The organism is Streptomyces sp. NPDC051567, from assembly GCF_044454165.1.
Taxonomy (GTDB): Bacteria; Actinomycetota; Actinomycetes; order Streptomycetales; family Streptomycetaceae; genus Streptomyces.
In genome coordinates this window covers 250614-274855 of the sequence record NZ_JBITDK010000001.1, presented here as the reverse complement: position 1 = coordinate 274855, position 24242 = coordinate 250614, and the positions used below count along the sequence as shown (strand labels likewise).

Below are 24242 nucleotides of genomic sequence, written 5' to 3'. Positions count from 1 at the left end.
AGCCTTTGCGCGAACAGCACACCGCCGGACCACACACAGGTGCGGTCGGGACTGACGGAGAGGGCTGGAACGTTATGGAAGAGCCGCGTCGCCTCGGCGGCCGGTACGAGCTGAGCCACGTGCTCGGCCGCGGTGGCATGGCCGAGGTCTACCTCGCCCACGACACCCGGCTCGGCCGTACCGTCGCCGTCAAGACCCTGCGCGCCGACCTCGCCCGCGACCCGTCCTTCCAGGCCCGGTTCCGGCGCGAGGCCCAGTCGGCCGCCTCGCTCAACCACCCGGCGATCGTCGCCGTCTACGACACCGGCGAAGACTACGTCGACAACATCTCCATCCCCTACATCGTGATGGAGTACGTCGACGGGTCCACCCTGCGCGAGCTCCTGCACTCCGGCCGCAAGCTGCTGCCCGAGCGCACCCTGGAGATGTGCATCGGCATCCTCCAGGCCCTGGAGTACTCCCACCGCGCCGGCATCGTCCACCGCGACATCAAGCCCGCCAACGTCATGCTCACCCGCACCGGCCAGGTCAAGGTCATGGACTTCGGCATCGCCCGCGCCATGGGCGACTCCGGCATGACCATGACCCAGACCGCCGCCGTCATCGGCACCGCCCAGTACCTCTCCCCCGAGCAGGCCAGGGGCGAACAGGTCGACGCGCGCTCCGACCTCTACTCCGCCGGCTGCCTCCTGTACGAGCTCCTCAGCGTCCGGCCGCCGTTCATCGGCGACTCCCCGGTCGCCGTCGCCTACCAGCACGTACGGGAAGAACCCCAGCCGCCGAGCAACTTCGACCCCGAGATCACGCCCGAGATGGACGCCATCGTCCTCAAGGCCCTGGTCAAGGACCCCGACTACCGCTACCAGTCCGCCGACGAGATGCGCGCCGACATCGAGGCGTGCCTCGAAGGCCAGCCCGTCGCCGCCACCGCCGCCATGGGCACGTCCGGCTACGGCTACCCCGACCCGAACGGCGGCTACGGCTACCAGGGCTACGACCAGCCCACCACCGCCCTGCGCAGCACGGACCCCGGCCAGACGGCCATGATCCCGCCCACGCCCCCCGGGGACGGCGGGTACGGGTACGGCGACCAGGGCCACGGCGGCTACGACCAGGGCGGGCACGGCCGCCGCCCGAGCCAGAAGAAGAGCCGGGCCTCGACGATCCTGCTCGTCGCCGCCGGCCTCCTCGTCCTGGTCGGCGCGATCCTCATCGGCCGCGCCCTCTTCGACAAGACCGCCGACAACCGCCCCTCCGCCCCCACGCTCGTCGGCCAGACCCTCGAACAGGCGCAGAAGAGCGTCGAGGCCGTCGACCTCACCGTGGAGAAGGAGGCCGACGTCCCCTGCGAGGGCCAGCCCAAGGGCGCCATCTGCTCGCAGGACCCGGTCGCCAAGACCAAGGTCGCCAAGGGCTCCAGCATCAGGGTCAAGATCTCCGCGGGCGCGCCCAAGTCGCCCGTCCTCAACGTCCTCAGCATGAGTTACGACGACGCGGAGAAGCAGCTCAAGGAGAAGGGCTTCCAGGTCGAGCGCAAGACCCAGGAGTCCGACCGCCCCGCCGGAACCGTCCTCGACCAGAACCCCAAGGCCGGGACCGAGGCCGAACACAACTCCGTCGTCACCCTGACCGTCGCCAAGGAGATCTCCAAGGCCGAGGTCCCGGACCTGCGCGGCAAGACGAAGGAGCAGGCCGTCAAGGCGCTCCAGGACGCCCGGCTCAAGCTCGGCAGCACGACGGAGCAGGAGTCGCCCGGCTCCGTACCGAAGACGATCATCGCGCAGCAGTACGAACCGGGCCAGCAGCTCGACGTCGGCAAGGCGGTCAACGTCACCATCGCCAAGGCGGCGCAGCAGACCGCGGTCCCGAACCTGGCGGGCAAGACCGTCGCCCAGGCCAAGGCCGAGCTCGCGAACAAGGGCCTGTCCTTCGGCGCGGTCCTCGCGGGCCCGTCGGACGACAACGCGGTGGTCCTCTTCTCCGACCCGGTCTTCGGCTCGCCCGTCACGACGGGCACGGTCGTCAACGTCCGCACCGTCGACGGCCAGCAGGGCAACAACGGGAACGGGAACGGCAACAACGGCGACGACTTCTTCGGAGGTCTGATCGGCGGACGCCGCTGACCGGACGCCACCGACCCGGCTCCACGGCGGGCACGGCTCCACGGCTCGTGAAAGGTCCGGCCCCCTCCCCGACGGGAGGGGGCCGGACCTTTTCATGTCTTCGTACGTGTCTTCCATACGTACGAATTCGTTGACCCGGACGGGGCGGGGCACCGGACTCCGCCCGGATCACTCCCGGGAGGGACGGACCATGATCAACGAAACGGTGCTGCTGGAGTCCCGGACCTTGCGCACCAGCGTCCTGGACCGTACCCACGCCCTGGACAAGGTCAAGACCCTGTCCCTGCTGCCGGACGACCTGCACGTGACCACGGCGATGGTGGCGGCGTACTTCGAGGTCGCGGAGAACGCGGTCCGGCAGGTGGTCAAACGTCACCGCGAGGAACTCACCGAGAACGGCATGCGCACACTCCGGGGCGCTGACCTGCAACGGTTTGAAAGTGACAACCTGTACCTTTCAAACGGAAGTTATCCACAGGGGCGCGCCCACCTGGCCGTCTACACCCGCAGGACCATCCTCGACATGGCGATGCTCCTGCGCGACAGCGAGGTCGCCCGCAGGGTCCGCACCTACCTGCTGGACCGCGAGCAGGCGTCCCGGCCCCGGCCCGTCGCCCTTGCCGACCCCTACCCCGGCCCCGGCCCGCACGCCGACGACGTCGAATCGCTCGACGAGCGGATCAGCAGGCTCAGCGAGGAAGGCTTCACCCGGCTGCTGAGCAGAACCGTCGTCCCGATGATCGGCGCCCTCGTCGAGACCTCCGGCGAACAGCGCCGGGAGCTGCTCTCCCTGCGCCAGGACGTCGAGCAGATCCAGCAGCGGCTCGTCGAGCACGACCTCCAGCTCAGCCGGCTCCAGCGCGGCCAGGAGGCGAAGGCCCTCACCGGGGTCATCGGGACCGTCGACGCCATGAACGGGAAGGAGTTCGAGCTCCACGTCGCCGGGCTGCTGCGCCGTGACGGCTGCACCGGTGTCGAGGTGCACGGCGGGCACGGCGGCGACCGCGGGACCGACATCACCGCCAGGACCGCCGACGGCCGCACCGTCGCCGTGCAGTGCAAGAACTTCGCGCCCTTCCGCCATGTCCTCAGTGGCGAGATGCAGAAGTTCCTCGGCTCCTCCAAGGTCCTCCACCGGGCCGAGGTGGCCCTCTACGTGGCCACCTGCGCCTTCACCCGCGAAGCGTTGGCCATCGCCGCCCAGGGAGGGGTCACGGCCGTCCACAGGGGCCTCCTGGAGGCGTGGAGCGCCGGAGTCCGGCTCCAGGTGCTGCGGTGACCGGGGTCAGCGCAGTTCCGCCGGGAGCGTCCGCTTCCCGTCCACCTTCTCCGTCCGCACCAGCTCGCCCCAGACGATGTACCGGTACTTCGACGTGTACACCGGCGTGCACGTCGTCAGCGTGATGTAGCGCCCCGGAGCGGTCTTCCCCGACTCCTTCGGCACCGGGTTGATCACGTCCACGTTGTACTTCGACGTCTGGCGCAGCTCCGCGAAGACCTTGTACACGTACCAGGTGTCCTTCGTCTCGAAAACGATCGCGTCGCCGTTCGTGAGCTTGTCGATGTTGTGGAACTTCGCCCCGTGCCCGTCCCGGTGCGCCGCGAGCGTGAAGTTCCCCGTCGGGTCCCACGGCAGCGCCGACTTGACCGGGTCCGTGTAGTACCCCGCCACTCCGTCGTTCAGGATTCCCGGCGTCGTGCCCGGCTTCACCAGCACCTCGCCGTTCTTCATCGCCGGTACGTGCAGGAAGCCGATGCCGTCCCTGGTGTCCAGTGCCCCCGGCTCCACGGGCTTCGGCCGGGCCGAGGGGTCCGCCTGCCACTGCTGGCGGACCACGTCGCCGCGCGCCGACGCCTGCCGGTCCGCGAGCACGTTCGTCCACCACAGCGAGTACGCCACGAACAGGCCCAGCACCAGCCCCAGCGTGATCAGGACTTCGCCCAGCAGACCGAGCGCCCCGGCGAGCACACTGCGGTTGCGGGGCGGGGCGGCGCGGCGACGGCGGGCACGAGACACTGCTGATTCGTCCTTACGGCGGCTACGGGACTACGGCTGCTATGGGGCTGTGCGGCTACGGGCTGGCCAGCGCGGGCGGCGGGCCCTGGCTGCGGGGGCGTTCGTCGATCATCCTGCCCCATACGATCATCCGGTAGGTGCTGGTGAACTCGGGAGTGCAGGTCGTCAGCGTGATGTACCGCCCCGGCCCGGTGAACCCGGACCCCTCCGGCACGGGCTTCAGCACCGACACGTTCGTCGGCGGTGTCTGCGGCAGCGCCGAGGTCATCTCGTACGTGTAGTACGCGTCCCGCGTCTCGACCACGATCGGGTCCCCGGGCACCAGGCGGTTGATGTAGCGGAACGGCTCACCGTGCGTGTTCCGGTGCCCCGCCACCGCGAAGTTGCCCTCCTTGTCGGCGGGCATGGCCGTCTTCAGCGGAGCCTCGCCGTAGTGCCCGGCCAGCCCCTTGTCCAGCACCTTCGGCTTGCTGATCCCCTCCGCCACCGGCACCTTCACGTCCAGTTTCGGGATGGAGAGGATCGCGAAGCCCTGACCCGGTTCGAACGCCGCCGCCGCGGGCGCGGCGGCCCCGCCCGGATCGCGTTCCCAGGTCTGCTGGAGCGAGCCCGCGGCCCCGTTGGCCGTGCGCTCCGCCAGCACGTTCGTGTACCAGAGCTGGTAGGTGACGAACAGCAGCATCACCAGGCCCAGCGTGATGCACAGCTCCCCGGCCAGCCGGCTCGCGACGACCACCGGGCCGCCCGACGACGGCCGCCTGCGGCGCCGTCCGCCACCGCGCCTGCGGGCCCGCTTCGCGGCCTCCTGCGCCGCCCTGCGCCGCGCGGCCCGGCCCTCTGCGGGCGCGGACGGCGCGAGCGTCGTCACGCGACGGCCTTGCCCACCACCGGGGCCAGCCCCACCGAGCGCCGCACCGCGTCCGCGTCACCGCAGCGCACCAGCCAGTTCGCGAGCATCCGGTGCCCCCACTCGGTCAGCACCGACTCCGGGTGGAACTGCACGCCCTCCACGTCGTGCTCCCGGTGCCGCAGCCCCATGATGATCCCGTCCTGGGTCCGCGCCGTGACCTCCAGCACGTCCGGGATGCTGTCGGGCTCGGCCGCGAGCGAGTGGTAGCGGGTCGCGGTGAACGGCGACGGCAGCCCCTCGAACACCCCCAGCCCCTCGTGCGACACCGGCGAGGTCTTGCCGTGCAGCAGCTCCGGAGCCCGGCCCACGACTCCGCCGTACGCCACCGCCATCGACTGCATGCCCAGGCACACCCCGAAGACCGGTACGCCCGTCCGCGCGCAGTGGCGGACCATGTCGACGCAGACGCCCGCCTCCTCCGGGGTTCCCGGGCCGGGCGAGAGCAGGACGCCGTCGAAGCCGTCCTGCGCGTGCTCCAGCGCGACCTCGTCGTTGCGCAGCACCTCGCACTCGGCGCCCAGCTGGTAGAGGTACTGGACCAGGTTGAAGACAAAGCTGTCGTAGTTGTCGACCACCAGAATGCGCGCGCTCACGGAGTGGCTCCCGATCCCTCGTCCACCGTCACATCGTTGAACGGAAGGAGCGGCTCGGCCCACGGGAAGACGTACTGGAACAGCACGAAGACCACCGCGAGGACCAGTACGAGGGAGATCAGCGCGCGTAGCCACGCGTTGCCCGGCAGATGCCGCCAGATCCAGCCGTACATGCCGTCCGCGTCCCTTTCGTCCCACGCACCGCAGGAGCGGTACGCGAACAGCCTAAAGGCAGCGGCCCCGACCGCGGGGTCGGCCGGGCAAACCCCCGGTACCGCCGGTTCCCGCCCGGACGACCGGCGCCCGCGCGGCAGGACGTCCGGGCGGGCCCGCTCAGGGGGCGGACGCCACCGGCTTCGCGTAGTGGAGGTCCACCGTGCCGGAGTAGCCGGGCAGCGTCAGCGCCCTGTGCTCGTCCACTTTCCAGCCGAGCCCGTAGGCGTCCACGTACAGCTGGTAGTTCTGGAGCGCCGTGGAGGCCGCGAGCGCCTTGCGCAGCACCCCCGGGTCACCGACCGCCGTCACCTTGTACGGGGGCGAGTAGACGCGGCCCTGGAGGATCAGGGTGTTGCCGACGCAGCGCACCGCGCTGGTGGAGATGAGCCGCTGGTCCATGACCTGGACGCCCTGGGCGCCGCCCTGCCACAGGGCGTTCACCACGGCCTGGAGGTCCTGCTGGTGGATCACCAGGTCGTTGGGGGCCGGCTCGGGCACGCCCGGGATGCGGGCGGTCGCGTCCGGCGGGGCGTCGTCGAGGGTGACCGTCAGGGCCCGGCCGGTCAGCTGCTCGGTGCCGGCCGCCGTGCGCAGGGCGGCCAGCTCGGCGTCCTCGGCCCGGGTGCTGCCGTCGTCGCGGTCGGCGAGGGCGTCCACCCGGCGCCGCAGGGTGGACGTGCTCGCCTCCAGCTCCGCGTTGTCGTGGCTGCGTTCCTGAATGAGATCGGAGAGTTTCAGGAGTGACGCGTCCGTGCGGATGTTCGTACCCTTGGAGGTGTTGAAGCTGGTGACGAAGATCAGACCGGCCAGGGCGAACACACCGGCCGTCAGCAGCCTGACCGGCCGGAACCGGCGGCGGGGACGGGTACCCGCGGAGGAGCCGTCGGAATTGCTCAACGTACCCTTCTCCTTCAACGCCACAGGTCCACTACGCTAACGGACGCCCGGGGGAGGCAAGATCCCCAGCGCATCGACAGGAGAGCCCCTCGTGCCGAAGTCACGTATCCGCAAGAAGGACGACTACACGCCGCCGCCGACGAGGCAGCCGCAGGCCATCAGGCTGACGAACCGCAGCTGGGTCGCCCCGGTCATGCTGGCGCTCTTCCTGATCGGACTCGCCTGGATCGTCATCTTCTACGTGACCGATACCCAGCTGCCCGTCGAGGCACTGGGCAATTGGAACATTGTGGTTGGTTTCGGATTTATCGCGGCGGGATTCGGCGTTTCCACGCAGTGGAAGTAACGCCGACACACCCGGACCGCACCGGATGACACCGGCACGACAGCCGGTTCCGGGCGGGTCCGGACAACCTCTCCCATGAGTTATCCACAGCGTCATCCACACCTGAGGAAAAGACAGAAGATCTGTGGATAACTCTGTGGAGGGTTGACGCCGGTGTGATCAGGTGAGTTCGGCCGTCCGGACCATGATCACCACGACTGCCAGCAGGAACACCGCCGCGCAGCTCCCCCACTGGACGAACGCGCGGCGCCTGCCGGTGGCCGGACTCAGCATGCCCGCCCCCAGCAGCGCACCGGTCACCAGACCACCGACATGGGCCTGCCAGGACACCGTGAGCGCGCCGCCGAACGGGACGAAGGTCAGCACCAGCATCAGCACGACCATGATGATCACGGGCCGCATCTCGTACCGCAGCCGGCGCACCAGGACGACGGTGGCCCCGAGCAGCCCGAAGACGGCGCCCGAAGCACCGAGGGTCGCGGTGTTCGGCGCGGTCAGCAGATAGACGAGGGCGCTGCCGCCCAGGCCCGACAGCAGATAGACGGCGAGATAGCGGGAGCGTCCCAGCGCCGCCTCCAGCGGGCCGCCGATGATCCACAGCGCGACCATGTTGCTGATCACGTGCCACCACTCGACGTGCAGGAACACCGAGGTCAGCAGCCGGTGGTACTGGCCGGTGGAGACCCCTTCCAGCGGAGCGCCGAAGAATTCGACGTACCGGCCCAGCAGCTCCAGCTGGATCACGAGCCCGGGAACGGCGAGAGCCGCGAGGAACACCGCCACGTTGATCCCGATCAGGACCTTGGTGACCAGGTGGGGGTCCGCGGCGACCACCCCGCCCGCGAGGGTGCGCGGTGCGTTGCTCCCCTGCCCCCGGCGAAGAGGCCCCAGGGCCGGACGGTGGCCCGTACCGGAGCCCTCCCGGACGCATTCGGGGCACTGGAAGCCGACCGAGGCACTGATCATGCACTCGGGGCAGATGGGACGCTCGCAGCGGGTGCAGCGAATCCCCGTGTCACGGTCCGGGTGGCGGTAGCAGCCCGGCAGACGGTCGGTGTCCATCGGTCCCCTCGGTCGGCGGCGGGACACGGGGCACCCCACCGGTCCGGTACGTATCCAGGACGGACGGGCGGGGCGGAAAAGTTCCCGGCGGCCGTGCGGTCAGCGCTTCTCGACGGCGACCGAGTGGATGATCACGTCGTCGAGGGGACGCTCGGTGCGCGGGTTGGTGGCACCGGCCGCGATCGCGTCCACGACCTTCCGGCCGGCCGCGTCGGTGACCTCGCCGAAGATGGTGTGCTTGCGCGTCAGCCAGGCGGTCGGCGCGACGGTGATGAAGAACTGGCAGCCGTTGGTGCCCGGACCGGCGTTGGCCATCGCCAGCAGGTACGGCTTGGTGAAGGCCAGGTCGGGGTGGAACTCGTCGGCGAACTGGTAGCCGGGGCCACCGGTGCCGTTGCCGAGCGGGTCGCCACCCTGGATCATGAAGCCGCTGATGACCCGGTGGAAGACGGTGCCGTCGTACAGCGGGTCCGTGGTCTTCTGGCCGTCCGTGGGACGGGTCCACTCACGGGCGCCCGTGGCGAGCTCCACGAAGTTCCTCACGGTCTTCGGGGCGAAGTTCTCCAGCAGCTCGATCTCGATGTCGCCGTGGCTGGTCTTCAGGGTGGCGTAGAGCTTCTCGGCCACGGTTCTGCCTTCCATAGTCGTCACTGTCGGTCCCCGATCCTCCCACGGAGGGCCCCACCGCACGGAAATCGTCCACCCGTATGCCCCGTCACGCATGCCGGTCGACCGGATCACAGGCATGATCCGACAGAGGGTGGAAAGGTGAACTGTGTCCGCCACCGAGGAGGAGGAATCCCGTGACCCGCAAGGACAGCGCGCGCCTGGCCGCCGAGAGCGCCAGGGAGAGTGTGCGGTACGCGGCGGAGGCGGTGGCACCGTACGCGGAATCCGCCAGGTGCGCCGCTGCGCACTACGCGCACGAGGCGAACGAACGGCTGGTGCCGAAGGTCTCGCACGCGGCCACCGAGGCAGCGCGGCACGCACGCACGACCTACGACAGCCATGTGCATCCCCTGCTCTCGTCGGCCCGCTCCCATGTGCCGCCCCAGGTGGACCGGGCGGCGACGAAGGCCGTGCAGCAGACGTGCCGGGCGGCGCAGCAGGCCGTCGCTTCCACCCAGCCCCGGATCGAGAGCGCGATCGCGGCGGCCGCACCGGTCGCCGAGGAGGCCGCCTCCCGCTCCACGGCGGCGCTGGCGGCCCTGCGCGGCCAGGTGTCCGCGAAAGAGGTCCGGAAGCTGATCCGCCGCCACGAGCGCCGGGCCCGCACGGGCCGGGTGCTCCGCGGTGTCGCCCTGGCCGGCGTCCTGACGGGCGTCGCCTTCGCGGCGTGGAAGTGGTGGGACACGCAGTCGAACCCGGACTGGCTCGTCGAGCCCCCGGAGGCCACCGAGCTGTCGGCGCGGGACGGCGAACCGGCGAACTTCGACGACGAACTGGCGGAGAAGGAACGGGAGACGGAGCCGGGAACAGCCCCGGAGGACAGGCCGCTCTGACCCACCGGCGCCCGGCAGGGCCCGCTTCGCGACGGGCACGGCCCCTCCGCAGCGGAGCACCCCCTCCGCCGGACCCGGACCGCTGTTTCACGTGAAACAGCCCCCACCGCCACCTCGCCGCCCGACGAAGACAGCCTGACAAAGACAGCCTGACAAAGACAGCCTGACGAAAAAACTCCCCCTGACCCGCATCTACGCAGGTCAGGGGGAGTTTCGCTGTGGAGCCTAGGAGATTCGAACTCCTGACATCTGCCTTGCAAAGGCAGCGCTCTACCAACTGAGCTAAGGCCCCGAGGAAATGGACGCGACCGTCCCCTCGGAAGGAGAGGCCGTTCCGCAGAACAGAGTACCGGGTGTACCCCCTCATCCCGCAAAATGATAGGGACTCCCGCCCCGCGACCACGCTCCGTAAGATGCTCGCGAGGTTCGCACCAGCGAAGGGGAGTAGTAAGAGTGGACGCAGTACAGCAAGAGGCCACGGCCAGAGCCAGAGAGCTTCAGCGCAGTTGGTACGGGGAACCGCTCGGAGCGCTCTTCCGCAGGCTCATAGATGACCTCGGCCTGAACCAGGCTCGCCTCGCTGCCGTCCTCGGACTGTCGGCACCCATGCTGTCCCAGCTGATGAGCGGCCAGCGCGCCAAGATCGGGAATCCGGCCGTGGTCCAGCGCGTCCAGGCACTCCAGGATCTCGCCGGCCAGGTGGCGGACGGCAGTGTCAGCGCGGTGGAGGCCACCGACCGGATGGACGAGATCAAGAAGACCCAGGGAGGGTCCGTCCTCAGCAACACCGCCCAGAGCGCCACCGGTTCCGGCGCACCCACCGTCAAGCGGGTCGTCCGCGAGATCCAGTCGCTGCTGCGCTCGGTCTCCGCGGCCGGCGACATCATCGACGCGGCGGACACCCTCGCTCCCAGCCACCCGGAACTGGCCGAGTTCCTCCGGGTGTACGGCGCGGGTCGCACCGCCGACGCGGTCTCCCACTACGAGGCCCACCAGAACTGACCCGCGCACCACACGCACGACACGCGAGGACGGGGGACAGGGAGACAGGGAGACAGGGAGACAGGCGGAACGGGGGAACGGGGGAACGGGCGGGCCGGACGGCGCGGTGAGGGGTCAGACCCTCGCCTCCCGCCGCGAGTTGGCCGATCCGGCCGGGCACGGCGGCCCGGGCACCGCACGACGGGCCCGGGACCACCGAAGGCGGCGGTACGGGCGCCTCGCCGCCGACCGCCCGCCGCAGGGCCCGCTCCCGTCCCCACCGCCGGAACGGCACCCGCGCCCCCTGCGGCTCGCACGGGAGCGGGCCCTGCGGCTCGAACGCCGCGCACCCGGCCCGCCGCCCCCGGACAACTTCCCGGCGCCGGAGCCGACTTCCGCCCCCACGGACACCCCGCGGACACCCCACGGACACCCCGCGGGCACCCCACGAACACTCCGTGGACACCCCGCACCGCCCCCACCCCCGAGGCCACCCACGCCGCGCTGGGGCGCCGTCCCCGCGGTACGGCCCCGCAACCGCCGGGTCGGGCTCCGGGCGCCCACAGGGCCCCGCACGGCCCTTGCGGAGGCCACAGGGCCGCCACCCCCGCTCGCCCCTCGTCCACGCACACCCGCGCACCCCGCGCACCCCGCGCCCGGACGGCAGCCGAACCGCCCCGCGACACCCACCCCACCCCACCCCACCCCGAATTCACCAACGCAACCAAACGATTCGCATAGCGAAACAATCCGTCACGGGGCAGCACAAAGCCCCGGCCGCAGCGGCGACCGGGGCTTCATGAGATCAGCTTTGGGTCTCACACACCGGAACCAGAAGGCACGGAGTCAGTTGCCTCCGTCCACAGGTCCTGCTCGGCGCGGTCCGCCTGGATCTGGCGGTACACGAGGAGCCCGCCGATGGCGGCCAGTGCGACCAGGAGCAGCTTCTTCACCGCGCGACCTCGTCTTTCGTTGACGTAGGGGACTTCTGGCGCCCAACAATACACACCGACCGATACCGATCGGTGACCTGGGAGCCCGTCCGTCGCCGGAACGACGAAGGCCCCCGGACCGTGAGGTCCGGGGGCCTTCGACACTGTGGGGCTAACAGGATTTGAACCTGTGGCCTCATCCTTATCAGGGATGCGCTCTAACCAACTGAGCTATAGCCCCATCTGCGCTGCGCGCTGACCTCTGAAGATTAGCGCACGGAGCCGGTCACGCCAAAATCCTCTGGCGCGGGCCCTGCGGGGACGCTCCCGAAGGGTGTCCCCGCAGGTCATTCAGCCCGTCACTCGTCCTCGGCGAGCGTCAGCTCGACGCCGCCGACGAAGCCTGCGGACAGGTTGTAGATGAACGCGCCCAGCGTCGCCAGCGCCGTCGCCAGCACCACGTCGATCACCCCGATCACCGAGGTGAAGATCAGTACGCGCGGCAGCGACAGGAACGACTGGAGATCGAAACCGTTGCTCTCGTTCGACCCGGTCGCCTCGCTGATCGTGCCGCCGACGGTCGAGAAGACGCCCATGGCGTCCATGACCATCCACAGCACGGCAGCCGCCACGATCGTGCAGACGCCCAGCGCGATCGACAGCAGGAAGCTGACCTTCATCACCGACCACGGGTCGGCCTTGGCCACCCTCAGCCGCGCCTTGCGCGTCCTGGGCGTCGGATGGGCCCCCGTACGCGGCTTGTGCTGCGTACCGGTTCCCCCGCCGCCGCGCGGCGCACCCGGGCCCGAGGGCGTCGGGTGGGCCTGCGGCGGCTGATACGGCGGTGCGGACCGGTCCTGGCCGGCGTCGGCACTGGTGTCAGTACCGGCCCCGCCCTTCTGCTTCGGTCCTCGGGTGTCCGTCACGGTTCCCCCCTGGGAGTCCGCGGCGGGGCCACGGGCACCGTCCGCTCCAGTCTTTGCCGGTCCGGCGCCCGTGGCTCCACTCACGCTTACTCCTCGTGCTCCCCGGCCGAGGGCGGCGTGCCCTCGGCGGCCTCGGCGGCCTGTCCTGCGACCGCCTCGATCTCGTCGGCCTCGTCAGCTTCCTGACCGGCCTCGGCGTTGCGGGCGATGCCGACGACGGCATCCCGCTTGCCCAGATTGATCAGCTGGACGCCCATGGTGTCACGGCCGGTCTCCCTGACTTCGTTGACGCGCGTACGGATCACACCACCGCCGAGCGTGATGGCGAGAATCTCGTCCGTCTCGTCCACCACCAGCGCCCCGACGAGCGACCCGCGGTCCTCCACGATCTTCGCCGCCTTGATGCCCAGACCACCACGGCCCTGGACGCGGTACTCGTCGACCGGGGTCCGCTTGGCGTAGCCGCCGTCGGTCGCGGTGAAGACGAACGTACCCGGCCGGACCACGCTCATCGAGAGCAGCTCGTCGCCCTCGCGGAAGCTCATGCCCTTCACGCCCGAGGTCGCACGGCCCATCGGACGCAGCGCCTCGTCGGTCGCCGTGAAGCGGATCGACTGCGCCTTCTTGCTGATGAGCAGCAGATCGTCCTCGGCGGAGACCAGCTCCGCGCCGATCAGCTCGTCGGCCGCGCCCTCACCGCCGTCGTCCGTCTCCCGGAGGTTGATGGCGATGACACCACCCGAACGGGGCGAGTCGTAGTCCTTCAGCGCCGTCTTCTTCACCAGGCCGGCCTTGGTGGCCAGGATCAGGTAGGGCGCCGCCTCGTAGTCGCGGATCGCGAGGATCTGCGCGATCTTCTCGTCCGGCTGGAAGGCCAGCAGGTTCGCCACGTGCTGCCCGCGCGCGTCGCGCCCGGCGTCCGGGAGCTCGTACGCCTTGGAGCGGTAGACCCGGCCCTTGTTCGTGAAGAACAGCAGCCAGTGGTGGGTGGTGGAGACGAAGAAGTGGTCGACCAGGTCGTCCTGCTTCAGTTTCGTCCCGCGCACGCCCTTGCCGCCGCGCTTCTGCGAGCGGTAGTCCTCGGTCTTGGTCCGCTTGACGTAACCGCCGTGCGTGATCGTGACGACGATGTCCTCTTCGGCGATCAGGTCCTCCATGGACATGTCGCCGTCGAAGGGCACCAGCTTGGAGCGCCGGTCGTCGCCGAACTTGTCGACGATCGCCGCCAGCTCCTCGCTCACGATCGAGCGCTGCCGCTCCTCCGAGGCCAGGATCGCGTTGTACTCGTTGATCTTGGCCTGGAGCTCGTCGTGCTCGGCGACGATCTTCTGCCGCTCCAGCGCCGCCAGGCGCCGCAGCTGCATCTCCAGGATCGCGTTCGCCTGGATCTCGTCGATCGACAGCAGGCCCATCAGGCCCTCGCGCGCGATCTCGACCGTGTTGCTGCGCCGGATCAGCGCGATGACCTCGTCGATCGAGTCCAGCGCCTTGAGCAGGCCGCGCAGGATGTGCGCCCGCTCCTCCGCCTTGCGCAGCCGGAACCTGGTCCGCCGGACGACGACCTCGATCTGGTGCTGCACCCAGTGCCGGATGAACGCGTCGATCGACAGCGTCCGCGGCACGCCGTCCACCAGCGCCAGCATGTTCGCGCCGAAGTTCGTCTGCAGGTCGGTGTGCTTGTACAGGTTGTTCAGCACGACCTTGGCGACGGCGTCCCGCTTCAGGACGATCACCAGACGCTGACCGGTGCGCGAGGAGGTCTCGTCCCGGACGTCGGCGATGCCGCCGATCTTGCCGTCCTTCACGAGGTCGGCGATCTTCTGCGCCAGGTTGTCCGGGTTGGTCTGGTACGGCAGCTCCGTGACCACCAGGCACTGGCGGTTCTGGATCTCCTCGACCTCCACCACCGCGCGCATCGTGATCGAGCCGCGCCCGGTCCGGTACGCCTCCTCGATGCCCTTGCGGCCCACGACCAGCGCACCGGACGGGAAGTCCGGGCCCTTGATCCGCTCGATCAGCGCGTCCTGGAGCTCCTCGTGCGAGGCCCCCGGGTGCTCCAGCGCCCACTGCGCACCCGCCGCGACCTCGCGCAGGTTGTGCGGCGGGATGTTGGTGGCCATCCCGACCGCGATACCGGCGCTGCCGTTGACCAGCAGGTTCGGGAACCGCGCCGGAAGGACGGTGGGCTCCTGGTTGCGGCCGTCGTAGTTGTCCGTGAAGTCGACGGTCTCCTCGTCGATGTCCCGGAGCATCTCCATGGCCAGCGGCATCAGCTTGCACTCGGTGTAGCGCATCGCGGCGGCCGGGTCGTTGCCCGGGGAGCCGAAGTTGCCGTTGCTGTCCACCAGCGGCATCCGCAGCGACCACGGCTGGGCCAGGCGGACCAGCGCGTCGTAGATCGAGGAGTCGCCGTGCGGGTGGTAGGTGCCCATGACGTCACCGACGACACGGGCGCACTTGTAGAAGCCCTTCTCGGGCCGGTAGCCGCCGTCGTACATCGCGTACAGCACGCGCCGGTGGACCGGCTTGAGGCCGTCCCGGACATCGGGCAGCGCACGCGAGACGATGACGGACATCGCGTAGTCGAGGTAGGAGCGCTGCATCTCCGTCTCGAGCCCGACGGGCTCGATCCGCATGACGGGCTGCTCCGGTGCGGGGTTCTCCGCGGTGGGGGTGGTTTCGTCGGCCATTGCCGGTCAGAAGTCCTTTCGGGCGGTCAGTGGGAGCCGACTCAGATGTCGAGGAAGCGGACGTCCTTGGCGTTGCGCTGGATGAAGGAGCGCCGCGCCTCGACGTCCTCACCCATCAGCACCGAGAACAGGTCGTCGGCCTGCGCGGCGTCGTCCAGGGTGACCTGGCCGAGCACGCGGTGGTCCACGTCCATGGTGGTGATCCGCAGCTCCTCGGCGTTCATCTCGCCCAGACCCTTGAAGCGCTGGATCGAGTCTTCCCTGATCCGCTTGCCGTTCTGCTTGCCGAGATCGACCAGGGCGTCGCGCTCACGGTCCGAGTACGCGTACTCGAAGTCGTCGCGGCCCCACTTGATCTTGTACAGCGGCGGGCGGGACAGGTAGACGTGCCCGGCCTCGACCAGCGGACGCATGAAACGGAAGAGGAACGTCAGCAGCAGCGTGTTGATGTGCTGGCCGTCGACATCGGCGTCCGCCATCAGGATGATCTTGTGATAGCGGAGCTTCTCGATGTCGAAGTCCTCGTGCACACCCGTGCCGAACGCCGAGATCAGCGCCTGGACCTCGGTGTTCTGGAGGATCTTGTCGATCCGCGCCTTCTCGACGTTCAGGATCTTGCCGCGGATCGGCAGGATGGCCTGGTACATCGGGTTGCGGCCCGACTTCGCGCTGCCGCCGGCCGAGTCGCCCTCGACGATGAAGATCTCGCACTTCGTCGGGTCGTTCGACTGGCAGTCGCTGAGCTTGCCCGGCAGCGAAGCGCTCTCCAGCAGCCCCTTGCGGCGGGTCAGGTCACGCGCCTTGCGGGCCGCGACGCGCGCCGTGGCCGCCTGGATCGACTTGCGGATGATGTCCGCGGCCTCGACCGGGTTGCGGTCGAACCAGTCGTTCAGGTGCTCGTGCACGACCTTCTGCACGAAGGTCTTCGCCTCCGTGTTGCCCAGCTTGGTCTTGGTCTGGCCCTCGAACTGCGGCTCGCCCAGCTTCACCGAGATGATCGCCGTCAGACCCTCGCGGATGTCCTCGCCCGCCAGGTTGTCGTCCTTCTCGCGCAGCAGCTTCTTCTCGCGCGCGTAACGGTTCACCAGGCCCGTCAGCGCGGCCCGGAAGCCCTCCTCGTGCGTACCGCCCTCGTGCGTGTGGATCGTGTTCGCGAAGGAGTAGACCCCCTCCGTGTACTGCGAGTTCCACTGCATCGCGATCTCGACCGAGAGCATGCGCTCCTTGTCCTCGGCCTCGACGTCGATGACGGTCGGGTGGATCAGCTCACCCTTGCGCGAGTTCAGGTACTTCACGAAGTCGACGATGCCGCCCTCGTAGAAGTACGACACCGTCCGCGGACGGCCGTCGTCGGCCTCGTCCGCCGAGTCCGCGCCCACCGTGGCCTTCGCCGACTCGCGCTCGTCCGTCAGCGTCAGGGTCAGGCCCTTGTTCAGGAAGGCCATCTCCTGGAAGCGCCGCGAAAGCGTCTCGAAGGAGTACTCGGTCGTCTCGAAGATGTCGCCGTCGGCCCAGAACGTCACCGTGGTGCCGGTCGCGGACGTCTCCTCGTTCCGCGCCAGCTCGGCCGTCGGCGCGCCCAGCTTGTAGTCCTGGGTCCAGCGGTAGCCGTCACGCCGGACCTCGACCGCGACCTTGCTCGACAGGGCGTTCACCACGGAGACGCCCACGCCGTGGAGGCCACCGGAGACGGCGTACCCGCCGCCGCCGAACTTGCCGCCCGCGTGCAGGACCGTGAGCACGACCTCCACGGCCGGCTTGCCCTCGGACTTGACGATGTCGACGGGGATGCCACGGCCGTTGTCGATGACGCGGACGCCGCCGTCCGCCAGGATCGTCACGTCGATGGTGTCCGCGTGCCCGGCCAGCGCCTCGTCGACGGAGTTGTCGACGACCTCGTACACCAGGTGGTGCAGGCCGCGCTCACCGGTCGAACCGATGTACATGCCGGGCCGCTTGCGGACCGCGTCCAGGCCCTCAAGAACCTGGATGGCATCGCCGTCGTACGCCTTGCCCTCGCTCTTCTCGACGTCAGTGGACGGGATGTTCTCGTTGGGGTTGCCGGAATCGGCCACGAAGCGCCCTTTCTGGCACAGCACAGGCCGTACTCCGGGCCAGCAGGCATGCAAGCAGGAGCGGCTGCGTCGATCTGCGTTGTCAGCGTTTGTCAGCGGAATCCCGCAAGCGGGCGGGATTGCTTCCAGTCTACCGGTACCACCGACATGAATGGGGGTTTGCCGGTACCTGAGTCCGCATGTGCCGCCCTGAACCTCCACTCTCCGACTCCCCATATCCGGGAAGGGGCTCAAAGAGGCTCACACGGGCATCCAGCGCTTCGGCCTGTCAACTTCCCGCTACCGTGAGGGACACCACCCGCGACCAGGCACCACCGGCCCGCCGACACCCCGCCCGGGGCCCCGCCCACGACCGGCCGCGGCCGCGGCCGGACACCCTCACGGCCGGGACGGAGGGGCCACCGCGCCCGCCCCGCGGCTCATCCGTACGTGTCGCCCGGACCCGTGCTCCCCGGCGCCCGCCACGCCCCGTAGCTCTTCGGCCGTCCGCCCGGCCCCTGCACCTTGATCAACCGCACCGTGCCCTGCCCCAGGTCCGCGTTGAGCCGCGCCACCAGCTGCGGGGCCAGCAGCTTCAGCTGCGCCGCCCACGCCGAGGAATCGCACCGCACCACCAGCTCACGGTCCTCGTACCGCTCCGGCACGCAGTGCGCCGCGATCTCCGGACCGACGATCTCGGGCCAGCGCTCCATCACACCCGCCACCGCCATCGGCATCTCCCAGCCGCGCTCCGTCCGCAACCGGTCCAGCGCCGCCATCAGCGGCATCGGGTCCCGGCCGTCCGCACGGGCACCCGAACGCAGCCCCGGCTGCTGGTGACGCCTCTTCCCGCCCGGCGCCGTGCCCCGGGCCCGCGCCTGCTCCCGCGCCGCCGCCAGCGCCTGCCGCGCCAGATCCACCCCGGAGGGCTCCGGCGCCTTGCGCGGCTCACCGCTCCCGCCCGGCTCACGCGCCCCACCCGGCCCGTCCGCCGCCGGCGGCTCCTTGCGCCGTTCGCTCACAACCGGGTCACCTCACCGCCGGACACCCCGAACCTCGTCCCCGTCAGCACGCCCGGGACGTCCTCGCCCACCGCCGCCGTCACGAGCACCTGCTCGCCCGGAGCCACCAGCTCCGCCAGCCGCTCCCGGCGCCGCGCGTCCAGCTCGGCGAAGACGTCGTCCAGGACGAGCACCGGCTCGGAACCCTCCGAGCGCAGCAGCTCGTACGAGGCCAGCCGCAGCGCCAGCGCGTACGACCAGGACTCCCCGTGGCTCGCGTACCCCTTCGCCGGCAGCTCCCCCAGCCGCAGCAGCACGTCGTCCCGGTGCGGGCCCACCAAGGTCACGCCCCGCTCGATCTCCTGCTTGCGCACCTCCGACAGGGCCGCGAGGAGCACCTCGTACAGCGCCTCCCGCGTCCGCGCCGCACCGCTGTCCACGCTCTCGCCGGCCTCGCCCGCCGAGGACCGGTAGGCCATCCCCAGCGGGCCGCCGCCGGGCGCGAGCTGCTCGTACGCCTTGTCCGCCAGCGGCAGCAGCGTCGCGATCAGGTCCAGCCGCCGCGCCAGCAGCTCGGCACCGGTACGGGCCAGGTGCTGGTCCCACACGTCCAGCGTCGACAGGTCCATCGACCGGCCGCCGTGGCGTCGCGCCATCGCCGCCGACTTCAGCAGGGTGTTGCGCTGCTTCAGCACCCGCTCGTAGTCCGAACGGACCCCCGCCATCCGCGGCGAACGCGCCGTGACCAGCTCGTCCAGGAACCGGCGCCGCTCGCCCGGATCGCCCTTCACCAGGGCCAGGTCCTCCGGCGCGAACAGCACCGTCCGGACGATCCCCAGCACGTCCCGGGGCCTGACCTGCGAGGACCGGTTGATCCGGGCACGGTTGGCCCGCCCCGGGTTCAGCTCCAGCTCGATCAGCTGGTGGCGCTGGTCCTGGATGACGGCCGCGCGGACGATCGCCCGTTCCGCGCCCATCCGCACCAGCGGGGCGTCGGAGGAGACCCGGTGACTGCCCAGGGTCGCCAGATAGCCGATCGCCTCGACGAGATTGGTCTTCCCCTGCCCGTTGGGGCCCACGAAAGCCGTCACGCCCGGGTCGAGGGGAACCTCGGCCCGGACGTACGAGCGGAAGTCGGCCAACGAGAGATGCGAGACATGCATACAGCGCCGACCTCCCCCGGCTTCCTACTGCTCTGCGTGGTGCTGTGGAGCCGTGACGACGGCTACTTCTTCTCCACCGCGTGGCCACCGAACTGGTTGCGCAGCGCGGCGATCATCTTCATCTGCGGGGAGTCGTCCTGGCGCGAGGCGAACCGCGCGAACAGCGAGGCGGTGATCGCGGGCAGCGGCACGGCGTTGTCGATCGCCGCCTCCACCGTCCAGCGGCCCTCGCCCGAGTCCTGCGCGTAGCCGCGCAGCCGCTCCAGGTGCTCGTCCTCGTCGAGGGCGTTCACGGCCAGGTCCAGCAGCCAGGAACGGATGACCGTCCCCTCCTGCCAGGAGCGGAAGACCTCGCGGACGTCGGTGACCGAGTCCACCTTCTCCAGGAGCTCCCAGCCCTCGGCGTACGCCTGCATCATGGCGTACTCGATGCCGTTGTGAACCATCTTCGCGAAGTGGCCCGCGCCGACCTTGCCCGCGTGCACGGCGCCGAACTCGCCCTCGGGCTTGAGCGCGTCGAAGACCGGCTGGACCCGGGCGACGTCCTCCGTGGAGCCGCCGTACATGAGCGCGTAGCCGTTCTCCAGGCCCCACACGCCGCCGGAGACGCCGCAGTCGACGAAGCCGATGCCCTTGGCCGCCAGCTCCTCGGCGTGCTTCTCGTCGTCGGTCCAGCGCGAGTTCCCGCCGTCGACGACGATGTCACCGGGCGAGAGCAGCTCGGCGAGCTCGTCGACGGTGGACTGGGTCGCCGCGCCCGCCGGGACCATCACCCACACCACGCGGGGGGCCTGCAGGCCGTCCACGAGTTCCCGCAGGCTGTGGACATCGGCGAGGTCCGGGTTGCGGTCGTATCCGATGACGGTGTGGCCTGCGCGGCGGATGCGCTCGCGCATGTTGCCGCCCATCTTGCCGAGACCGACGAGACCAAGCTCCATCAGGTGGTTCCTTAAGCGTTGTGGCCGTCTGTGCCGGGGTTTCCCCGCTTCCCGGGGACACCCCTCGGCCCCGAGCCTACGCCCGGCCGCGCCGCCCGGCCCCACGGGCGCGGTGCGGCCGGGACGCGGTCAGGCCCGGTCCTGCGGGCAGCGGGACCGGGCCTGACCTGCGAAGAATCAACCGGACAGACGCACCGGCATGATCAGGTACTTGTATGCCTCGTCCGCTTCGGCGTCCACCGCCGGGCGCCCGCTGAGCAGCGCGGGCTTGGTGGAGGTGGTGAAGCTGAGCTGCGCGGCCGGCGAGTCGATCGCGCTCAGGCCGTCCAGCAGGAAGGTCGGGTTGAAGGCGATCGAGATGTCGTCGCCCTCCAGGATCGCGTCCACGCGCTCCACAGCCTGTGCGTCGTCGCTGGAACCGGCTTCCAGGATCAGGACGCCCTGCTCGAAGCTGAGACGGACCGGGGTGTTGCGCTCGGCGACGAGGGCCACGCGCTTGACGGCCTCGACGAACGGGGCGGTCTCGATCACCGCGATGGAGTTGAACTCCGTCGGGAAGAGCGTGCGGTACTTCGGCAGGTCGCCTTCGAGCAGGCGGGTGGTGGTACGGCGGCCCGCGCCCTCGAAGCCGATCAGACCTTCACCGGCGCCGGAGCCCGACAGGGCGAGGGTGACCGTGTCACCGCTGGTGAGCGACTTGGCGGTGTCCAGGAGCGTCTTCGCGGGCACCAGGGCCACGGCGGAGGCGTCCGGGTTCTCCGGCTTCCAGAGGAACTCGCGGACCGCGAAGCGGTAGCGGTCGGTGGAGGCGAGGGTGACGCGGTCGCCCTCGATCTCGATGCGGACACCGGTGAGCACGGGAAGCGTGTCGTCGCGGCCGGCGGCGATGGCGACCTGGGCGGCGGCGGAGGCGAAGACCTCACCCGGGACGGTCCCGGTCGCGGTCGGCATCTGCGGCAGCGCGGGGTACTCCTCCACCGGCAGCGTGTGGAGGGTGAACCGGGAGGAACCGCAGACCACGACGGCCCGCACACCGTCCGTGGAAATCTCCACCGGGCGGTTGGGCAGGGCGCGGCAGATGTCGGCGAGCAGCCGGCCGGAGACCAGGACGGTGCCGTCCTCCTCGACGTCGGCCTCGACGGAGACACGGGCCGAGACCTCGTAGTCGAAGCCGGAGAGGGACAGCGTGCTCTCCTCGGCCTTCAGCAGCAGTCCCGCGAGAACGGGCACCGGCGGCCGGGCCGGGAGGCTACGAGCAGCCCAGGCCACCGCCTCCGCGAGTACGTCGCGCTCCACCCGGATCTTCACCGGAACCGCCTCCTGCTGTTGCTCGCTCGTCTGCCGGCCTTCGTCGTCGGCTCGATGACTCGATGCCGGTGACCAGTCTGACGTACGGCGCCGACAGTCGGTGCGGCCGGAGGTCAAGTCGGGAGCGAGGTGTCGGGGAGGCCGACCGCCGAGTTGTGCACAGGACCTGCTTGAAAACCGATTCCGGGCTCTCTATCTATGGAGGTAGTAGTAGGGGCTGTGGATACAGTGGATAACCCCATTTTCGCAGGTCAGACCCCGTTTTTTATCCACCGGGCCTGTGGGTGGAGCCGGTGGATAACTCAGTGGGTCTGTGGAGAACAAAAAGTTCTGCACAGGCTGTCCCCAGGTGACCCGGACTACTCCACAGGTGTGTCCCCAGCTTTTCCCCAGTAGTCCACAGCCCAAACGTCCACCTCCGTGTGACCGCTTTCACTCGGGGCGGTGACAGAGGGCCCGATGTTGCCGAACAGTGGACAACGGTGTGGAGAAGTCATCGGATCCTGTGCACAGCATCCGGGAACCTGTGGGTCGACGGTGGACAGAGCTGCGGACCGCCCTGTGCGCACCTCCTCTGTCCACAGCCTGTGGACAGAGGATGCTCACAATTCCACAGGGGCCTGAACTGCCCTGATGGCGAATCACCCGCCTTGCCTGTGGACAGATTGTGGATGACGGAGACCGTCCCCAGGGTGTGGACGGAAGAAAGTCGGCGAATCTGTGGACAACTTCGGGTCTGGGGGGCGTATTCGAACAGGTCAGGGGCGCGCGGACGAAGAAGGGCGCCCCCGTTGCGGTCCGGGAGCGCCCTCTGAACGTGCGTGAAGGGGCCCTGACGCGGCTCCTGAGGAGCCCGCTCAGGCGTTCTTGATGCGGTTGGTGAGCTCCGTGACCTGGTTGTAGATGGAGCGCCGTTCGGCCATCAGCGCCCGGATCTTGCGGTCCGCGTGCATGACCGTGGTGTGGTCCCGCCCGCCGAACTGGGCCCCGATCTTGGGCAGGGAGAGGTCGGTGAGCTCCCGGCACAGGTACATGGCGATCTGCCGCGCGGTGACCAGGACCCGGCTGCGCGAGGAGCCGCACAGGTCGTCCACCGTGAGGCCGAAGTAGTCGGCGGTGGCGGCCATGATGTCGGACGCGGTGATCTCGGGGGCGCTGTCCTCGCCGCCCGGGATGAGGTTCTTGAGGACGTCCTCGGTCAGCCCCAGGTCGACCGGCTGCCGGTTGAGGCTGGCGAAGGCCGTGACCCGGATCAGCGCCCCTTCCAGCTCGCGGATGTTGCGCGAGATCCGGGAGGCGATGAACTCCAGGACCTCCGGAGGGGCGTTGAGCTGCTCCTGGACGGCCTTCTTGCGCAGGATCGCGATGCGGGTCTCCAGCTCGGGCGGCTGGACGTCGGTGATCAGGCCCCACTCGAAGCGGTTGCGGAGCCGGTCCTCCAGGGTGACGAGCTGCTTGGGCGGCCGGTCGGAGGAGAGCACGATCTGCTTGTTGGCGTTGTGGAGCGTGTTGAAGGTGTGGAAGAACTCCTCCTGCGTCGACTCCTTGCTCGCGAGGAACTGGATGTCGTCGACGAGCAGGATGTCCATCTCGCGGTACCGCTTGCGGAAGGCGTCGCCCTTGCCGTCGCGGATGGAGTTGATGAACTCGTTGGTGAACTCCTCCGAGCTCACGTACCGCACGCGGGTGCCGGGGTAGAGGCTCCGCGCGTAGTGCCCGATGGCGTGCAGCAGGTGCGTCTTGCCGAGTCCGGACTCCCCGTAGATGAAGAGGGGGTTGTACGCCTTCGCGGGCGCCTCGGCGACGGCCACCGCGGCGGCGTGCGCGAAGCGGTTGGAAGCCCCGATGACGAAGGTGTCGAAGAGGTACTTGGGGTTCAGCCGGGCGGTCGGCTCCAGCGGCCCGGAGGTGGAACCGCCGGACGGGGCCGGGGGCGGCGCGGGCCGGCCGGTGGGCTGGCGCGGCGCGGGCTGCTCGTAGTGCTGGGGTTCGTACGGGGACTGCTCGTACTTCTGCTGTTCGTACGAACCCTGGTCGTAGCCGGAGGGCTCGGGCTGCTGGAGGTAGCCCGGCTGCGGGGAGGCGTACGGGTCGCGCTCGGGGAAGCCGCCGAGGCGGGGCTGCTGCCAGCCGTAGTCGTCCTGCTGGCCGCCGCGGGGCCAGCCGCCGGGCTCGGAGCGCGGCTGCTGGTAGTCCGGGTAGGCGGGGCGGGCGGTGGGGAGCTGGTCGTCGTCGCCGCGCTGGCCGCCGTAGGGCTCGTACGCGTCGCGTTGCGGGCCGGGCGGGGCCGGGGGCGAGGGTTCGCCGGCGGAGTCGTCGACGGTGATGGCGATCCGGATGGGACGGCCGCACTCCCGGCTGAGCGCGTCGCTGATCAGCGGGGCGAGCCGGCCTTCGAGGACCCGCTTGCCCCACTCGTTGGGGACGGCGAGCAGTGCGGTGTCGGCGACGAGGGCCAGGGGCTGGCAGCGTTCGACCCACTGCTTGTCCTTGGGCTCGATGCCCTGCTGTCCCTCCCCGAGGAGCTTTTCGAGCACCCTTGGCCACACTGCGGCAAGATCGGCAGGTACGTCAGCCACAGAG

The 24242-nt window shown here is 69.9% G+C and carries 20 protein-coding genes, 2 tRNA genes and 1 pseudogene; 5 read left to right on the top strand and 18 right to left on the bottom strand.

Going from position 1 to position 24242, the window contains the following annotated elements; genetic code table 11:
• Positions 1–74 precede the first annotated feature (74 nt).
• Together pknB and ACIA5F_RS01215 are read left to right on the top strand one after the other, a co-directional pair.
• On the top strand, positions 75–2123 hold the full coding sequence (gene pknB / locus ACIA5F_RS01220) for a Stk1 family PASTA domain-containing Ser/Thr kinase (RefSeq protein ID WP_399347807.1): 2049 nt from the start codon (positions 75–77) through the stop codon (positions 2121–2123).
• Between the two features lie 190 nt (positions 2124–2313).
• A complete protein-coding gene (locus ACIA5F_RS01215) occupies positions 2314–3402 on the top strand; it encodes a restriction endonuclease (protein ID WP_399347805.1) in 1089 nt (362 codons plus the stop codon).
• Positions 3403–3408: 6 nt separating this feature from the next.
• On the opposite strand, the gene ACIA5F_RS01210 is transcribed toward ACIA5F_RS01215, so the two are convergent.
• The 5 genes and pseudogenes from ACIA5F_RS01210 to ACIA5F_RS01190 all read right to left on the bottom strand — a co-directional run bounded on the left by ACIA5F_RS01210 (position 3409) and on the right by ACIA5F_RS01190 (position 6756).
• Complete coding sequence (locus ACIA5F_RS01210) at positions 3409–4140, bottom strand: class E sortase (RefSeq protein ID WP_399347803.1); 732 nt, start codon at positions 4138–4140, stop codon at positions 3409–3411.
• A gap of 55 nt (positions 4141–4195) precedes the next feature.
• A pseudogene (locus ACIA5F_RS01205) lies at positions 4196–5059 on the bottom strand (class E sortase); the annotation flags it as partial.
• Positions 5005–5643, bottom strand: a complete 639-nt coding sequence (locus ACIA5F_RS01200; protein WP_399347801.1) for an aminodeoxychorismate/anthranilate synthase component II — start codon at positions 5641–5643, stop codon at positions 5005–5007. The pseudogene ACIA5F_RS01205 and the gene ACIA5F_RS01200, both read right to left, overlap by 55 nt.
• Positions 5640–5816, bottom strand: a complete 177-nt coding sequence (locus tag ACIA5F_RS01195) for a hypothetical protein (RefSeq protein ID WP_397732720.1) — start codon at positions 5814–5816, stop codon at positions 5640–5642. Before ACIA5F_RS01195 ends, ACIA5F_RS01200 begins: the two co-directional genes overlap by 4 nt.
• Before the next feature lie 160 nt (positions 5817–5976).
• Complete coding sequence (locus ACIA5F_RS01190; protein WP_399347799.1) at positions 5977–6756, bottom strand: DUF881 domain-containing protein; 780 nt, start codon at positions 6754–6756, stop codon at positions 5977–5979.
• A 91-nt stretch (positions 6757–6847) separates the two neighbouring features.
• Here ACIA5F_RS01190 and crgA point away from each other — a divergent pair, with 91 nt between their 5' ends.
• Positions 6848–7102 carry a cell division protein CrgA gene (crgA, locus tag ACIA5F_RS01185; RefSeq protein ID WP_399347797.1) on the top strand — a complete coding sequence of 85 codons (255 nt, stop codon included), beginning with the start codon at positions 6848–6850 and terminating at the stop codon, positions 7100–7102.
• Positions 7103–7261: 159 nt separating this feature from the next.
• Here crgA and ACIA5F_RS01180 read toward each other — a convergent pair whose 3' ends face one another.
• A complete protein-coding gene (locus ACIA5F_RS01180) occupies positions 7262–8164 on the bottom strand; it encodes a rhomboid family intramembrane serine protease (RefSeq protein WP_399347795.1) in 903 nt (300 codons plus the stop codon).
• A 99-nt stretch (positions 8165–8263) separates the two neighbouring features.
• Positions 8264–8791 (bottom strand): peptidylprolyl isomerase, encoded by a 528-nt coding sequence (locus ACIA5F_RS01175; protein ID WP_399348154.1) that lies wholly within the window; start codon positions 8789–8791, stop codon positions 8264–8266.
• 176 nt (positions 8792–8967) lie between these two features.
• Between ACIA5F_RS01175 and ACIA5F_RS01170 the strand changes: the two genes are divergently transcribed.
• Positions 8968–9666, top strand: a complete 699-nt coding sequence (locus ACIA5F_RS01170; protein ID WP_399347793.1) for a DUF5324 family protein — start codon at positions 8968–8970, stop codon at positions 9664–9666.
• Between the two features lie 219 nt (positions 9667–9885).
• On the opposite strand, the gene ACIA5F_RS01165 is transcribed toward ACIA5F_RS01170, so the two are convergent.
• Positions 9886–9958: transfer RNA gene (locus tag ACIA5F_RS01165), tRNA-Ala, on the bottom strand.
• Between the two features lie 161 nt (positions 9959–10119).
• Between ACIA5F_RS01165 and ACIA5F_RS01160 the strand changes: the two genes are divergently transcribed.
• Positions 10120–10668: a DNA-binding protein gene (locus ACIA5F_RS01160; RefSeq protein ID WP_399347791.1), complete on the top strand. Its 549-nt coding sequence runs from the start codon at positions 10120–10122 to the stop codon at positions 10666–10668.
• 797 nt (positions 10669–11465) lie between these two features.
• On the opposite strand, the gene ACIA5F_RS01155 is transcribed toward ACIA5F_RS01160, so the two are convergent.
• The 10 genes from ACIA5F_RS01155 to dnaA all read right to left on the bottom strand — a co-directional run bounded on the left by ACIA5F_RS01155 (position 11466) and on the right by dnaA (position 24238).
• Positions 11466–11600: a DLW-39 family protein gene (locus tag ACIA5F_RS01155; RefSeq protein WP_208809277.1), complete on the bottom strand. Its 135-nt coding sequence runs from the start codon at positions 11598–11600 to the stop codon at positions 11466–11468.
• Between the two features lie 146 nt (positions 11601–11746).
• A tRNA-Ile gene (locus ACIA5F_RS01150) sits at positions 11747–11820 on the bottom strand.
• A gap of 118 nt (positions 11821–11938) precedes the next feature.
• A complete protein-coding gene (locus tag ACIA5F_RS01145) occupies positions 11939–12589 on the bottom strand; it encodes a DUF3566 domain-containing protein (RefSeq protein WP_399347789.1) in 651 nt (216 codons plus the stop codon).
• A gap of 2 nt (positions 12590–12591) precedes the next feature.
• A complete protein-coding gene (gene gyrA, locus ACIA5F_RS01140; RefSeq protein ID WP_399347787.1) occupies positions 12592–15195 on the bottom strand; it encodes a DNA gyrase subunit A in 2604 nt (867 codons plus the stop codon).
• A gap of 41 nt (positions 15196–15236) precedes the next feature.
• Positions 15237–17294 (bottom strand): DNA topoisomerase (ATP-hydrolyzing) subunit B, encoded by a 2058-nt coding sequence (gene gyrB / locus ACIA5F_RS01135; protein WP_399347785.1) that lies wholly within the window; start codon positions 17292–17294, stop codon positions 15237–15239.
• Between the two features lie 395 nt (positions 17295–17689).
• On the bottom strand, positions 17690–18271 hold the full coding sequence (locus ACIA5F_RS01130) for a DUF721 domain-containing protein (protein ID WP_399347783.1): 582 nt from the start codon (positions 18269–18271) through the stop codon (positions 17690–17692).
• Positions 18268–19413, bottom strand: coding sequence for a DNA replication/repair protein RecF (recF, locus tag ACIA5F_RS01125; RefSeq protein WP_399347781.1), 1146 nt, complete (start codon positions 19411–19413; stop codon positions 18268–18270). The genes ACIA5F_RS01130 and recF overlap by 4 nt, the downstream gene beginning before the upstream one ends.
• A gap of 62 nt (positions 19414–19475) precedes the next feature.
• Positions 19476–20351, bottom strand: a complete 876-nt coding sequence (gene gnd / locus ACIA5F_RS01120; RefSeq protein WP_399347779.1) for a phosphogluconate dehydrogenase (NAD(+)-dependent, decarboxylating) — start codon at positions 20349–20351, stop codon at positions 19476–19478.
• Between the two features lie 177 nt (positions 20352–20528).
• The gene (gene dnaN, locus ACIA5F_RS01115) at positions 20529–21659 is read right to left on the bottom strand and encodes a DNA polymerase III subunit beta (RefSeq protein WP_399347777.1); all 1131 of its coding nucleotides are present in this window, start codon (positions 21657–21659) and stop codon (positions 20529–20531) included.
• Positions 21660–22516: 857 nt separating this feature from the next.
• Positions 22517–24238, bottom strand: coding sequence for a chromosomal replication initiator protein DnaA (gene dnaA / locus ACIA5F_RS01110; protein ID WP_399347775.1), 1722 nt, complete (start codon positions 24236–24238; stop codon positions 22517–22519).
• Positions 24239–24242: the final 4 nt, after the last annotated feature.